The 13468-nt window shown below is 61.9% G+C and carries 13 protein-coding genes; 1 reads left to right on the top strand and 12 read right to left on the bottom strand.

Annotation, left to right across the window (positions count from 1 at the left end; all coding sequences use genetic code 11):
* Window positions 1-296: 296 nt before the first annotated feature.
* Entirely contained in the window at window positions 297-1271 is a 975-nt protein-coding gene (tal, locus tag Thiosp_RS12780) for a transaldolase (protein WP_207188133.1), read from the top strand.
* A gap of 70 nt (window positions 1272-1341) precedes the next feature.
* On the opposite strand, the gene pdxJ is transcribed toward tal, so the two are convergent.
* From pdxJ to Thiosp_RS12720, 12 genes are all read right to left on the bottom strand, one after another.
* Entirely contained in the window at window positions 1342-2109 is a 768-nt protein-coding gene (pdxJ, locus tag Thiosp_RS12775) for a pyridoxine 5'-phosphate synthase (RefSeq protein ID WP_201068591.1), read from the bottom strand.
* A gap of 91 nt (window positions 2110-2200) precedes the next feature.
* Window positions 2201-2947, bottom strand: a complete 747-nt coding sequence (recO, locus tag Thiosp_RS12770) for a DNA repair protein RecO (RefSeq protein ID WP_201068592.1) — start codon at window positions 2945-2947, stop codon at window positions 2201-2203.
* Between the two features lie 17 nt (window positions 2948-2964).
* Window positions 2965-3870 carry a GTPase Era gene (gene era, locus Thiosp_RS12765; RefSeq protein ID WP_201068593.1) on the bottom strand — a complete coding sequence of 302 codons (906 nt, stop codon included), beginning with the start codon at window positions 3868-3870 and terminating at the stop codon, window positions 2965-2967.
* 35 nt (window positions 3871-3905) lie between these two features.
* Window positions 3906-4637 (bottom strand): ribonuclease III, encoded by a 732-nt coding sequence (gene rnc / locus Thiosp_RS12760; RefSeq protein ID WP_323696451.1) that lies wholly within the window; start codon window positions 4635-4637, stop codon window positions 3906-3908.
* A complete protein-coding gene (locus tag Thiosp_RS12755; protein ID WP_201068594.1) occupies window positions 4634-5023 on the bottom strand; it encodes a DUF4845 domain-containing protein in 390 nt (129 codons plus the stop codon). Before Thiosp_RS12755 ends, rnc begins: the two co-directional genes overlap by 4 nt.
* Window positions 5024-5210: 187 nt before the next feature.
* A complete protein-coding gene (lepB, locus tag Thiosp_RS12750) occupies window positions 5211-6110 on the bottom strand; it encodes a signal peptidase I (protein ID WP_201068595.1) in 900 nt (299 codons plus the stop codon).
* A 41-nt stretch (window positions 6111-6151) separates the two neighbouring features.
* A complete protein-coding gene (gene lepA, locus Thiosp_RS12745; RefSeq protein WP_201068596.1) occupies window positions 6152-7957 on the bottom strand; it encodes a translation elongation factor 4 in 1806 nt (601 codons plus the stop codon).
* 34 nt (window positions 7958-7991) lie between these two features.
* Window positions 7992-9515 (bottom strand): DegQ family serine endoprotease, encoded by a 1524-nt coding sequence (locus Thiosp_RS12740; protein WP_201068597.1) that lies wholly within the window; start codon window positions 9513-9515, stop codon window positions 7992-7994.
* Window positions 9516-9705: 190 nt separating this feature from the next.
* A complete protein-coding gene (locus tag Thiosp_RS12735; protein ID WP_201068598.1) occupies window positions 9706-10878 on the bottom strand; it encodes a hypothetical protein in 1173 nt (390 codons plus the stop codon).
* Between the two features lie 67 nt (window positions 10879-10945).
* Window positions 10946-11464 (bottom strand): SoxR reducing system RseC family protein, encoded by a 519-nt coding sequence (locus tag Thiosp_RS12730; RefSeq protein WP_201068599.1) that lies wholly within the window; start codon window positions 11462-11464, stop codon window positions 10946-10948.
* The gene (locus Thiosp_RS12725; protein WP_201068600.1) at window positions 11461-12585 is read right to left on the bottom strand and encodes a MucB/RseB C-terminal domain-containing protein; all 1125 of its coding nucleotides are present in this window, start codon (window positions 12583-12585) and stop codon (window positions 11461-11463) included. Before Thiosp_RS12725 ends, Thiosp_RS12730 begins: the two co-directional genes overlap by 4 nt.
* A gap of 109 nt (window positions 12586-12694) precedes the next feature.
* Window positions 12695-13465: a sigma-E factor negative regulatory protein gene (locus tag Thiosp_RS12720; RefSeq protein WP_201068601.1), complete on the bottom strand. Its 771-nt coding sequence runs from the start codon at window positions 13463-13465 to the stop codon at window positions 12695-12697.
* Between the last annotated feature and the right edge of the window lie 3 nt (window positions 13466-13468).

Below are 13468 nucleotides of genomic sequence, written 5' to 3'. Positions count from 1 at the left end.
TGCATGGGTCAGCGCTGACCTTGCCATACATGACTTTACATAATATAGATTATGCGCAATTCCATGTCGGGGCCGACAGGCCGCGAAGCCGCGCCAGGACTGGACCGAAGCCGATTTGCTGGCTGAGGGGTTCGCGGCTAATCCTTCCGCCTGTCGGTGCGGGTCTCGCGGAATTGTAACTTTAGTCGTTTTCCCGTCGTTCAAACTCAGGCGAAAGGCCCCATTATTCGTAGAAGGTCCATTGCTTTGCGCCCGTTGTTCGATCTCGTTCTTTTCATCACTTCCGGAGGCTTATTATGAATCAGCTCGACCAGCTCAAGACCATGACGACGGTCGTCGCCGACACCGGCGATTTCGAATCCATCGCCGCTTACAAGCCGCAGGATGCCACGACGAATCCGTCCTTGCTCTTCAAGGCGGCGCAAATCTCACACTACAGGCATCTGCTAGAGGATGCGCTGGCCTATGGTCAGCGCAAGGGCGGCGATACCGACGAACAGACCGGCTGGATTATGGACAAACTGGCGGTCAACTTTGGCCAGGAAATCCTCAAGATCGTCCCTGGGCGGGTCTCGACCGAAATCGACGCCAGGCTGTCATTCGATACCCAAGGGACGATTGCACGTGCTGAACGCTTGGTGAATCTCTATCAGGAGATCGGCGTCGATCCGACCTCGCGGGTGCTGTTTAAGATCGCCTCGACCTGGGAAGGCATTCAGGCTGCGGCCGAGCTTGAGCGTCGCGGCATTCATTGCAATCTGACGCTGCTGTTCAGCTTTCCGCAAGCGGTCGCCTGCGCCGATGCCGGGGTGACACTGATTTCGCCCTTCGTCGGGCGCATTCTCGACTGGTACAAGGCGGCTGAGCATGTCGATAGTTATCCAGCCGATCAGGACCCTGGTGTGCTCTCAGTGCAGCGCATTTTCAATTACTACAAGCGCCATGGCTATGACACCGTGGTGATGGGCGCGAGCTTCAGGAATCGCGAGGAAATCCTGGCCCTTGCCGGCTGTGATTATCTGACCATCTCCCCTGCTCTGCTTGATGAGCTCTCTGGCAAGGATGGCCCACTCGAGCGCAAGCTGGATGCCGCCGCCGCGCGGGAAATGGACATCGAACGGGTCAGCTTCGACGAAAAAGCCTTCCGCTGGGGGCTCAACGAAGTGGCCATGGCGACGGAAAAACTCGCCGAGGGCATCCGGCTGTTCACCGCCGACACCCAAAAGCTCGAGGCCTTCGCGCGCGAGATCGGAACTGTTGCTGGGGCCTGATGGCCCCTCGGTGAAGGCGCCTGGCGCGCCAATACCGGTGTCAGCTGGCCCGGTTTCGGCTGGCCAAGTGTCAGCTGGGGTCTGCGCCCGTGGCGGCGCGGGCGTCTCGCATCAGGGTTTTCATGTCAGCCACCGCGCGCTCAAATCCCGTGAAGAGTGCGCGCGCAACGATGGAGTGGCCGATGTTGAGCTCGCGAATATCGGCGATGGCTGCAATGGCTGAGACGTTATGATAATCAAGCCCGTGGCCAGCATTGACCTGCAAACCCAGTGACCGCCCAAGACGCGTGCCCGCGGCGATGCGCTGGAGTTGTTCAGCGCGCGCCTGATGCCTAATCGCGTCGGCATAGTGTCCAGTGTGCAGCTCGATCACGGGCGCGCCCACTTCGGCGGCGGCCTCAATCTGCTTCGGCTCGGCATCGATAAACAGGGACACTCGCACGCCTGCCTCGGCAAGCTCGGCGCAGACAGTTTTCATTAGCGAGCGCTGGCCTGCGACATCCAGACCGCCTTCGGTGGTCAATTCCTCACGCCGCTCCGGCACCAGGCAGCAATCGCTGGGACGGTGTGTGCAGGCGATGCGCACCATTTCATCGGTGGCAGCCATTTCCAGGTTCATGCGCGTCTGCAGCATGTCCGCCAGCAGGGCGACATCGCGATCCTGGATGTGACGGCGGTCCTCGCGCAAATGCAGGGTGATGGCGTCGGCACCGGCTTGCTCGGCAAGCAGTGCCGCTTGCGCGGGCTCGGGGTAGCGGGTGCCGCGCGCCTGACGTAGCGTGGCAACATGGTCAATGTTAACGCCTAGCAGGATCGGTTGCCTGGCCTGCTCGTGCATGATTTGGCTTTCCATTGAATTCTTTACCGATGCAACTGGATTCTTTGCCGATGAAACTGGATTCTCTGCCGATGCGACTGGGTTGGGTTCTTCACCCATGAGACTGGTCTTGCTGATCTGCGCCCTGCCCCGTTCCCGCGCCGGGTCGCGGGCGAAATAGCTCGCGGCTGCGTAGCGGCCTATCGCCAAGATGCGGCGCGAGCGCCCGTCTTAACAGTGCCTTGGCTTCGCGCCGGTGGACGGCATCCAGCGGTTCGCCGGCGGCCAGACGGCTCAAGGTTTCACCTCGCACGGACTCGGGTCCGGGTGCGAGCGCGCGGCGCAGGCCCTGCTCGGGAATCAGGACATAATGCTCGTCATTGCGAACCGCAACCCCCTCATCGGCTAAGCGATCGATGACCAGTTCATAGCCCATGGCGGCCAGCAGCCTGAGCTCGAACTGACGCAGACCCAGATCGGGCGGTTCCGGTTCAGTCAAGGCATCGAGAACCAGCTGATAAGCCGCAAACAGCGCCTCTGGCGCTTCTTGGCGCGGCGACAGCCGCATCAAAAGCTCGTTGACGTAAAAGCCGCAATACAGTCTAGCGCCGATCAGGTTGATCGCTCTGCCGGCGGCCTCCGCGCGGGTCAACGTCTTGACCTCACCGCGTCCGCTCCAGCCGAGCCACAGCGGTTGAAAAGGCTGCAGCAGCGCGGCCTGTGGCGAGCGCCCGCGCTTGGCGCCCTTGGCCACCATCGCCAAGCGCCCCTCCTCGGCGGTGAAAAACTCGACTAGCAGGCTGGTGTTGGCATAGGGGCGGCGATGCAGGACAAAGCCGCGTTGCAGTCGCGCTTGCATTTAGCAAAAGGCACGCCCTAAAGGCGCGCATCGGCGGAGGTCAGAGCATCCATGGCAGCCTCATCGCGCGTCCAGCCCTTTCTGATCTTGACCCAAAGTTCCAGATGAACAGGAATCTCGAACAGCCGCTGCATGGCTTCGCGGGCCGCCGTGGCGGTTGCTTTCAATGCCTCGCCGCCGCGGCCGATGATAATGCCCTTCTGCGACTCGCGCTCCACCCAAATCAGCCCGTTAATGCGATAGCGGTCGGGTTCCTCGCGGAAGCCCTCGATGGTCACCGCAGTCTGATACGGCAATTCGTCGCCATAGCGGCGCACAAGTTGCTCGCGGATCAGCTCGGCGGCCAAAAAGCGCGATGAACAGTCGGTGAGTTGGTCTTCCGGAAACCAGTTTTCACCGACCGGGAGACGGGCCAGCAGTTCTTGCTCGAGTCGCTCGACGCCGTCGCCAGTGCGTGCGGACAGCGGCACCAGGCCAGCGAAGGGATGGCGCTCGGCGAGCCTTGGCAAAAAGGGCAGGAGTTTCTCCTTGGAATCGAGGCGGTCGATTTTGTTGATCGCCGCGATAACAGGCGCATGGGTGTTGGTCAAAGCACGCAGGGCCAGCGCGTCTTCAGGACCGAATTTGACCGCCTCGACCACCAACACGGCGACATCGACATCGGCGATGGCTGCGCGCGCGGCGCGATTGAGCTTGCGATTGAGCGCGTGATCGCCGCGGTCGTGGATGCCGGGCGTGTCGACAAAAACAAACTGCCCCCCAGGGATGGTCTTGATGCCGACAATGGCGTCCCGGGTCGTCTGTGCTTTGTGCGAGGTGATGGACAGCTTCTGCCCAAGCAGGCGATTGAGCAGAGTGGATTTGCCGACATTGGGCCGGCCAATCAGCGCGATGGCGCCGCAGCGGTTGGAATGCTCAGTCATGGCGGAACTGGCCAAAGGTAATCGGCGCGACGCGCTCAAACAGTGCGCGCGGGCTGAACCCCAGAAGAGCTGTTCTGGGCTGCTGTGGTCTGGGATGCAAGCCGCGCCAGCATGGTCTCGGCAGCATGCTGCTCGGCATTCCGGCGGCTTTTTCCCCTGCCTTGCGCCTCCTCTGCGGTGTCAGGCAGTAAACAACGCACAACAAACTGGCGCTCATGGGGTTTGCCGCTGACATCAATCACCTCATAAATCGGCAAGTCGCGTTGGGCCGCTTGAAGCGATTCCTGCAACCGGGTTTTGGGATCCTTGACTGGGGCAGTGCGCCCCGCCTGCTCAAGTCCGGCCTCAAACAACCGCAGAATAAGCGCTTTGGCAGGCTCAAAACCACGGTCGAGATAGTAAGCGCCAAGCAGCGCTTCGAACGCGTCGGAGAGAATGGAATCACGCGCATGTCCGCCGGTGCGGATCTCTCCCGAACCCATGCGCAGATACTCTCCAAGCTCGAGCAAGCGAGCTTGAGTAGCCAAGGATTCCTGTTTCACCAGAGTGGCACGCGCTCGGGTCAGACGGCCTTCATCGGCCTGCGGAAATCGCTGCCAAAGCACCTCGGCAATCACGAATCCAAGCAGCGCATCGCCGAGGAATTCGAGCCGCTCATTGTTATGGCTGCCAGCGCTGCGGTGCGTCAGGGCCTGTTCAAGGAGATCCGGCTGCGAAAAAGGTGGGGCGCCCAGATTCCTGAACAGGGAATCAAGTGAACGCGTCACTGCGGCTTCTTGGGCAATATAACCGAGTAGTTGAAATTCATCAGGACATCGACGTTCGCACCGATGTGCTGCTGCACAACATACTCGACGAAGATATCCCAACCCTTCCCATCTTTCGCCGTCTTCACACTAAAGCTGTCACTTGGGACTGTGCGCACTTCATTGATGTAGAGCTGCTTATCGATCGCAGAGAGGATGGCCCGTGGACCCTGCTGGCCAAGTTCCGGTCGCTCAAGCACCTTATCCATGGCCGAGCGTACCTGCCAGAATTGAAAATACGCCGGCCCCATCTTAAAAAGCAGCATCAAGAAAAATGAGGCAAGCGCGACGATCAGCATCGCAGTACTAAAGGTCAATCCCCGCTGATGAATTCTTAAGTTGCGCATATGAGAAACTCCACTTTGACCAGAGTGCCAGATCCACCACTGCCAAAACCAGATAACGGCATGACGAGAACCGCCAGCCCTGAGCCGACTGCTCGCTAACCAAGAGCGTTCGGGAAACGCTGGTTCATTTAGCGTTTCCGGCAGACAAGGATTCCTTAGGTGGCTAAATAACCCGTTCGACAATCCGCTAGTGAATCACGTCGCCAATGCGCCCGAACGCGATTGGCAAGCCACTGCGTTTCCCGTCCCAGCTCATCCAGATCGCAAAGGCCTTGCCGACCAAGTTAGCTTCGGGCACCAGGCCCCAGCAGCGGCTGTCGTTGCTGTTGTCGCGATTGTCGCCCATCACGAAATAGTAGCCCTCCGGTATCTGCACCGGGCCTTGCGCGAGAATGCGGCAGCCGGGTGGCAGGTCGGGTACCAGCGGATTGAAAAGTATATCGTGCTTCACGCCGTCAAGATTCTCGAGCGCCAGGCTCTCCCCTGTTAGACGCTTGCCGGAGCCGACGCCCTGGTAGGTGCCAAGCGGCATGGTCTCGACGCGCTCGCCGTTGATGATGACATGCTTGTCGCTGTAGTAGACCACATCGCCAGGCACGCCGATCACCCGTTTAATGTAATCAACGGATTCATCCTGCGGAAAGCGAAAAACAACCACATCGCCGCGTTGCGGCTCGCCAAGCTCGAGGAACTTGGAATTGAGCACCGGCCAGCGCAGCCCGTAGGAGAACTTGTTGACCAGGATGAAGTCACCCACCAGCAGCGTCGGCATCATGGAGCCGGACGGGATGCGAAAAGGCTCGACCACGAAGGAACGCAGCACCAGCACGGCGAGGATGACTGGGAAAAAGGACTTGGCGTACTCGACCAGGACCGGCTCTTTGGCCTGTCGTCGGGTTGCGTCCGCAGGCGCGCCACCCATGCCGGCCCCCTGCCCCGCATCCGTCCCGGCATTCGTGCTCTGCCCGGCATCTCCGGACACCGCCAAACGGCGACGTTTCGGCGCCCACAACAGAGCATCGAGCAGCCAGATACCGCCAGTGACGGCCGTTGCAGCAACCAGAAAGGTCGGAAAGTCGAAATTCATACGTAATGGTCCTGTCCAGCGCGAGCCGGCAACAAAAAGGGTTAATTATCCTTGCTCGTTTTCAACACCGCAAGAAAGGCGTCCTGCGGAATTTCCACCCGCCCGACCATCTTCATGCGCCGTTTGCCAGCTTTTTGCTTCTCGAGCAGCTTGCGCTTGCGCGTCGCATCGCCGCCGTAGCATTTGGCCGTGACATTCTTGCGCAGTGCTTTGACAGTGCTACGGGCGATGATCTTGCTGCCAATGGCGGCCTGGATGGCCACCTCGAACATCTGCCTGGGAATGACGTCTTTCATGCGCTCGGTCAGGTCCCGCCCGCGCTGCTGGGCGTGGTCGCGATGGACAATCAGCGACAGCGCATCGACCTTTTCGCTGTTGATCAGCACCTCAAGCTTGACCAGATTCGAGGCCTGGAAACGTTTCCACTCGTACTCGAAGGACGCATAGCCGCGACTGACGGACTTGAGGCGGTCGAAGAAGTCCAGCACCACCTCATTGAGAGGCAGCTCGAAGGTGGCCTGCACCTGACCGCCGAGGAATTGAATCTGCTTCTGCACCCCGCGCTTTTCGATGCACAGGCTAATCACGCCGCCAAGCAGATCCTGGGGCACCAGGATGTGCGCCTCAATGATGGGCTCGCGAATCTCGCGAATCTTGCCGGTTTCGGGCAGATTCGCCGGGTTGTCGACCTTGATCACCTCGCCGTCGTTGAGCTCAACCTCATAGACCACCGTCGGCGCCGTGGTGATCAGATCCAGATCGTATTCGCGCTCCAGGCGTTCCTGCAGAATCTCCATATGCAGCATGCCGAGAAAGCCGCAGCGGAAGCCAAAGCCCAGCGCCTGGGAGGTTTCCGGCTCATAGAAAAGCGCCGAGTCGTTCAGCCGAAGTTTGCTCAACGCATCGCGCAGGTCTTCGTAGTTGTCGGACATGACCGGGTAAAGCCCGGCGAACACGCGTGGGCGAATCTCGCGAAAACCCGGCACCCGCTCCGATGCGGGCCGCTCGGGGGAGGTAATGGTATCCCCGACGGGTGCGCCGTCGATTTCTTTGATGCCGGCGATCAGAAAGCCAACCTCACCCGCCTCCAGCCGCTCGCGCTCAAGCTTCTTGGGCGTGAAGACCCCAAGATTGTCGGCCTGATGGACGCGCCCGGTGCTCATGACCTGAATCTTCTGGCGCTTTGTAATGACGCCATTGACGACGCGGATGAGAGAGACCACGCCAACGTAAGGGTCAAACCAGGAGTCGATGATTAATGCCTGCAGTGGCGCGGAGCGGTCACCTTGAGGCGGCGGAACCTTGGCGACCAGCATCTCAAGCAGCTCCGGGATACCTAGGCCGGTCTTGGCGCTGACCCGCAGCGCATCCTCGGCATCGAGCCCGATGATTTCTTCGATCTCCTTGATTACCCGCTCGGGCTCGGCCGAGGGCAGGTCGATTTTGTTCAGCACCGGCAGCACTTCAAGCCCGAGGTCGATCGCGGTATAGCAATTGGCGACGCTCTGAGCCTCGACCCCCTGGGCAGCATCGACCACCAGCAGCGCGCCCTCGCAGGCAGCGAGCGAGCGCGACACCTCGTAGGAGAAGTCCACATGGCCCGGGGTGTCGATGAAATTTAGCTCATACACCTGACCGTCGCGCGCCGGATAGTCGAGCGTGACGCTCTGCGCCTTGATGGTGATGCCGCGCTCACGCTCGAGGTCCATCGAGTCGAGCACCTGCGCTGACATCTCGCGATCGGTCAGGGAACCGCAGTGCTGAATGAAACGGTCGGCAATGGTCGACTTGCCATGATCGATATGGGCAATAATCGAGAAATTGCGGATTGCCTTGAGTTCTGCCATAAAAATTTCGTGCTCGTTGCGGGTCCTGTCAGCGCTACTCGGAGTGACCGCCATTGGCTGGGGCGGGCGCGGCGCTGGCGTTCTCCTCGGGCATGCTCGATGCGGGCGCGTCCAAAGGAGGAATGCGCAAGGGATAGAACATGCGCCCGGCACCGCGTTGTATCAGCACCGCCACAGGCCGCTGCGGCTCGGCTGCTGCGAGCAGCTCGCGAAAATGCGCCAGGTCGCGCACGTCGACGCCATCGAAGGCCAGAATCACATCCCCAGGGCGTAGACCGGCGCTTTGAGCCGGGCCTGGCTCGATGTCCTCGATCAGCACCCCGCCCTCGGCCAGTTCGAAGCGTTCGCGCTGCTCTGCGCTCAGATTCTCAAGCACCAGGCCGATCGCATTGGCGTTGGACGCTTCCGGAACCGGTCCAGCCATGCTTGTCTGGCCGTCCTCGGGCAGCGCCGCGAGCAGAACATCAAGCTCCTGCCGCTCGCCGCCGCGCAACAGCTCAATCTGCGCCTGATCCCCCACCTTGGCCATGCCCACCAGTGGTGGCAGGTCACCGGAAGTGGCCACCTCCCGGCCGTCAAAGCTCAGAATCACATCGCCCGCGCGCAGGCCGCCATTTGCCGCTGGGCTGCCGGGAATCACCTGGGCCACCAAGGCGCCCCGCGGTCGCTGCAGTCCGAAGGTTTCAGCCAGCTCGCGGGTGACGTCTTGAATCAGCACCCCGAGCCAACCGCGCGTGACCCGACCCTGGGTGCGTAGCTGCTCGACCACGTCCATGACCACCTCGATGGGAATGGCGAACGACAGCCCCATGAAGCCGCCGGTGCGGCTATAGATCTGGGAATTGACGCCGATCACCCGCCCATCGAGATCGAACAAAGGCCCGCCGGAGTTGCCCGGGTTGATGGCGACATCGGTCTGGATGAAAGGCACATAGTTCTCGCTCGGCAGGCTGCGCCCCTTGGCGCTGACGATGCCGGCGGTTGCCGAATGCTCAAACCCAAAAGGCGAGCCGATGGCCAGCACCCATTCACCGACCTTGAGGTCGGTCGCGCTGCCAATTTCCACCCGTGGCAGATCCTTGGCGTCCAGCTTCAGCAGCGCGATATCGCTGCGCTCGTCGGCCCCGACCACGCTGGCGACGAACTCCCGTCGGTCGCTGGTGCGCACGATGATCTCTTCGGCCAGCTCGACCACATGGGCATTGGTGACCACATAGCCATCGGCTGAAATCAGGAAGCCCGAGCCCAGCGAGCGCCCTTCCTCGCCGAAATCGGGAAACTCACCCTCGTCGCCGAAGAAGCGGCGGAAAAAGTCATACAGCGGGCTGTCCTCGGGCGGCAGGTCGCCCTCGCCGCCGAGCCCGGGGATCTCGCCTGGTGTCGTCTGCGAGCTGCTGATGTTGACCACTGCCGGACCGTTGCGCTCGACCAGTCCGGTGAAGTCGGGCAGGGTATCGGCCCAGGCACCAGCGAGCACAAACAGCAGGACCAGGCCCAAAGCCAGCCTCGAGCCCAGACCGCGAGCCGGTGGGGCGACGAACGAGCAACAAAAATTCATGGTGTTGGCCCGAAATCGGGAAGGTTGAAACGCGCGAGAAGATCAGGCGCAAGTAACGGCCAGGTGGCCGTTCGCACCGCAAAAACGGGGATTATACCGACTCAGCCCGGACAAGTGATGATTCTGGGTGAGGATTCGGCAAGATGATTCGCCGATGATGACGCGGGAATCGCCCTTCGCCGGACTGGCGTCAATCGCTGTGACTCTCGCACAGACGCAGAAACGCCTCGACCGTGCGCGGCCAGCTGGTGCCGGGTGGCAGTGACAGCGCAGCGGCCACCGCCGGCTCGGGCGCTGTCTGCGGACCGCTCAGCAACAAGGGCATGGCGCCAATCAGGCGCTCGCGCGGGTGACGCAGCGACCACCCTGGCTGGGCTTTGAGGCTGGCAGCACCGAAGCTGGCCAAGTTGCTCGTCAGACGCTCGCCAAGGCGGGAGTTCCACCCCTGGCCCTTGGCGGGCCGCGAGCGACAGTAATACTCCCAACTCGGCAGCACGCGTCCACCGCGCCGCCATTGCTCGAAGCGCCGCAGAGAATCCAACCACAGCCAGGACACCCGCGCCTGCCAGTCAAGCGGATGTCCATCGGCAAAGCCTCTGACATCCATGTCCGCATAGGCCTGGTGCGCCAGCGCATAGAGCGTCATGAACTTGCGGTGGTGGCGCTGGTCCAGCGCCTCAAGTCGCGCAAGCTTCTCGGCATGCGCGGGATGATAGCGCCCGACAACGGCCAGGCGCAGATCGCCGCAAATCAGGACGGTGCGGATCAGGTGGCGGAAGAATGCCAGCCGCTCGCCCTCTGCCAGGCTGGCGCCCTGGCGCAACTGCTCCTGATTGTGCAGCAGACCCAGCCCATGCTGGACATGCTGCCACAGCATCTCGCCGGGCGCGAGATGCTCGAATGGCTTCTCTGTCATTTGCGCGACAACCTCCGGGGGGCCGCGCAGCAGGCGACCACTCCAGCGCAGATCGGCCTGCGGATAGGAGAGCGGAAAATCCCGCAGCCGTTCCTCGCGAAACAGCCGAAAATGAATCGCCACGCCGGTGGCGGCCGACAGTGTCGCGGCCAGTTGTCCCAAGGTGTCTTGCACGGCCCCGCGCAGTGCCGGGTCGGTACGACCGAGCACCACGGCATACTGGTAACGCTCTGCAATCTCCTTGCCATCAGCGCCGCGCAAACGTACCCCTTCCCCGCGACCATAACTCCCGCACAAGTAAAGCGCGCGGAACTGATCCGGTGGCAGCACGGCCAGCACCTGATCGGCGATGCGCTGCTGATCGGTGGCGATGCGGCGCTCGAAGCCAATGGTTCCAGAGAGTGAAAAGCGCTTGCGCCGCCGCTCTGGCAGAGGCGCGTCAGCCATGCCCGTGCCGGGCCTTTTGGGTGCCCTGAACAGCGTCGCCAGTTTGGAGATCACGTTAGTTTGGAGATCAGGTTTTCGGCAGTTCGGGGTTCAGAGTGACCCGCGCAGATCTGGGGCGATCACCAACGCTTGCATCGGCCGGAGCGCGCCCAATTAGCGTGGGGCGATAATGCGGATTGGCGCGCAGGCGGCGACTATAGCTGCCAGTCCAGCGCAGTGCCAGCGCGAACCCGAGCAGGCCGCCGGCCAGGGACCAGAGATCAGCGCCCGGCCACTGCCAGCGGGTCGCCAGCTCGAGCGTCACGGCAGCGCCGAAAATGAGCCCGAGCAGCGGGACGAGGTAGGCAGCAACGGCGGCGCGCAGCAAAACCGCATCGGCCATGCCAATCATGACCCGCTCGCCCACGCGCGCACCGATGGCATTCTCGACATGCAGCCGCAGCGGGCGCCGGCCCAAAAAGCGGTCGATCAGTGAGGTGCCGCAAGTTCCCTTCACACCGCAGTGATCACAGGTCGCGCGTCGCTGAGGCTCGACCTCTGCATCTGAGCCATGAACGGCGACGACGATGGCGGCTTCCTCGATCATGGTGATTGCTCCTGCTGCGACGCACCCGGCGCCGCGGACCAAGCCGCCCCCTCCTCGCCCCCGGGTTTTTTGCTGATCGCATCGACCAGCGCGGTCACGGTCTCTGCCGGCACTTCACCGACTGCGGTGATCTGATAGCCATCCAGCCATTTGCCGGCGGCGTGAATCGCTGCCATCTGGGTTTGCCCCGCCAATCCGGGCTGCTCACTTTGCTCGACGTAGACCGACACGGACGCGAGACCGTCACCGAGCAGAAAGTATTCCTGCTGCGCGCCCTCGTCTGAGTCGATCCATTCGTGAGATATTACATTAAAACCATCCGGTAATTCTTTGAATTCCCAATTTTTGTCCAAGGTTTTTGCGGGCGTGAGCGGGATCGGATCGGGGGCGACGCCAGAGGATTCGCCAGCAATTTCGACATTTGTCTCTAAAGCGGGCAGGCCGCCCGGCTCAGCAACGGGATCAGCAACTGGATCAGCAACGGGCTCGCCAAGCGACCTGGCGGTCGGCTGTCGAGCGGAGGACACTGCCGATTGTGCAGCGGCTGCCGCTTCTGTTGAGGGCTCCGCGCCGAATTGTACCTCGGTGAACATCAGTTGCTGAATTGGTAGTCCGCCCGCGTCAAGCAGCGCGGTGCGAAGCGGCAGACCGGAAGCGCGATCGATTGAGAAACGGTAACCGTAGCGCAGATTATCCCTGGGAGCGATGGCCACCACATCCGCCGCGCGCCCGGCGACTCGTGTCGCCTCAAGCAGACCGAACCGATAGTGTTTGGACAGTGCCTGCCAATCCGGCGCCGGGGTCGGATTGTCCCGAGCAAGAACCCCAGACGGATGCTCGCGACGCAGCAGCACCGACTGCCCTCCGGAGAGCAGACAAGACACGGACTGACCGTTGCGACCGATGGTGCGGATCGGACCGTTGAGTGTCAGCAGGCTTTCCTGCGAGTCGCCGTTTCGCAGGCGATGCACAACGCGCATGGCCGATAAGGAATTGCCGTACTGATAGACAAAAGTCCCTTCAAAATCAGTTGTTTCAAGCGCTTGCGCCATGCGCTCGAGCAACGCAAACGGACGCTCGGCGGCTAAATTTTCACCGGGAACGGGTGCCGCGGACGCCAAGGCAATTAGCGGACTAGCGACACAAAGCAGCAGGAATCTGATGATCCCAGAGGTGACCAGGGAGATGATCAGGGAAACCTGGCCCCAACCCCGCCGCACTACCAGGGGCTCAGGGTTGGGTGTTATAACCGACGAGGGTGGCATAGGGGAGAAAACCCTTGATGCTGGCCGTGGCGACACGGTCCTGGTGTCCGACAAGCAAGTGATTGAGCTTGGCTTTGACGCGCGGCTGGCTCGCGGACCAAGGCTGGATAGCATCCGAGCTCGAACGCCAGGCCGTCGGACCTTTGGTCGCTGTGCCGAGTGCCCCAGTCGCGGCGAGCGCAGGAGCGGCGGAAGACTGCGTTGCTTTGAGCGGCGATGCATCGCTCGCAATTCTTGGTGCGCCTGCCGTTGGCATATCGCCCGGCGCTGCATTGGGACCAAGCCCATCGGGCATGCGCAGCACGACGCCGAGCACCATCAGACCAGCTACAGCCGCGCCGATTAGCGGCCACCAGGTGCGCGCGCGTGCGAGTCCGCGTCTGGTATGCGGGCGGCTGGACCTGTGGGCTTGGGAGAAGCCTGAGGTGCGGCGGCGTCGGTCCGCAGGCCGGTTTTCGTCGTCCAGCGTCGGTTCCGGCAGTGCTGCATCTGGCGGTGCTGCATCTGGAGAGATCGCCTCCCCCGCCAGGCGCACACTGACGCGCTCGGCAATGCCTTGGTACTCAGCGGATACTGTCTCTCCGCGCAGGACACTGCGTATCAAATGGTAGCGTCCCCAGCTGGCGCGCAGCTCGGTGTTATCGCCCAATTCCGCAAGAGCCTCGCCGATCTGGCCGTGGCTGATTTCTTGATCGAGCAGAGCCGAAATTCGCTGTTGCGCGAGAGTCTGTGTCATTGT

This window comes from Thiorhodovibrio litoralis, from assembly GCF_033954455.1.
GTDB classification, from domain to species: domain Bacteria; phylum Pseudomonadota; class Gammaproteobacteria; order Chromatiales; family Chromatiaceae; genus Thiorhodovibrio; species Thiorhodovibrio litoralis.
The sequence above is the reverse complement of the archived record's forward strand: the minus strand, read 5'-3'. Positions and strand labels throughout refer to the sequence as shown.

Bases quoted from the DNA above. Each gene is read 5' to 3' on its own strand.
- lepB (WP_201068595.1), bottom strand. From the start codon at position 6,110: ATGAATTTCGACTTTCCGACCTTTCTGGTTGCTGCAACGGCCGTCACT.
- pdxJ (WP_201068591.1), bottom strand. From the start codon at position 2,109: ATGCACGAGCAGGCCAGGCAACCGATCCTGCTAGGCGTTAACATTGAC.
- Thiosp_RS12740 (WP_201068597.1), bottom strand. From the start codon at position 9,515: ATGAATTTTTGTTGCTCGTTCGTCGCCCCACCGGCTCGCGGTCTGGGC.
- tal (WP_207188133.1), top strand. From the start codon at position 297: ATGAATCAGCTCGACCAGCTCAAGACCATGACGACGGTCGTCGCCGAC.
- Thiosp_RS12755 (WP_201068594.1), bottom strand. From the start codon at position 5,023: ATGCGCAACTTAAGAATTCATCAGCGGGGATTGACCTTTAGTACTGCG.
- era (WP_201068593.1), bottom strand. From the start codon at position 3,870: ATGACTGAGCATTCCAACCGCTGCGGCGCCATCGCGCTGATTGGCCGG.
- lepA (WP_201068596.1), bottom strand. From the start codon at position 7,957: ATGGCAGAACTCAAGGCAATCCGCAATTTCTCGATTATTGCCCATATC.
- Thiosp_RS12720 (WP_201068601.1), bottom strand. From the start codon at position 13,465: ATGACACAGACTCTCGCGCAACAGCGAATTTCGGCTCTGCTCGATCAA.
- Thiosp_RS12735 (WP_201068598.1), bottom strand. From the start codon at position 10,878: ATGGCTGACGCGCCTCTGCCAGAGCGGCGGCGCAAGCGCTTTTCACTC.
- Thiosp_RS12730 (WP_201068599.1), bottom strand. From the start codon at position 11,464: ATGATCGAGGAAGCCGCCATCGTCGTCGCCGTTCATGGCTCAGATGCA.
- recO (WP_201068592.1), bottom strand. From the start codon at position 2,947: ATGCAAGCGCGACTGCAACGCGGCTTTGTCCTGCATCGCCGCCCCTAT.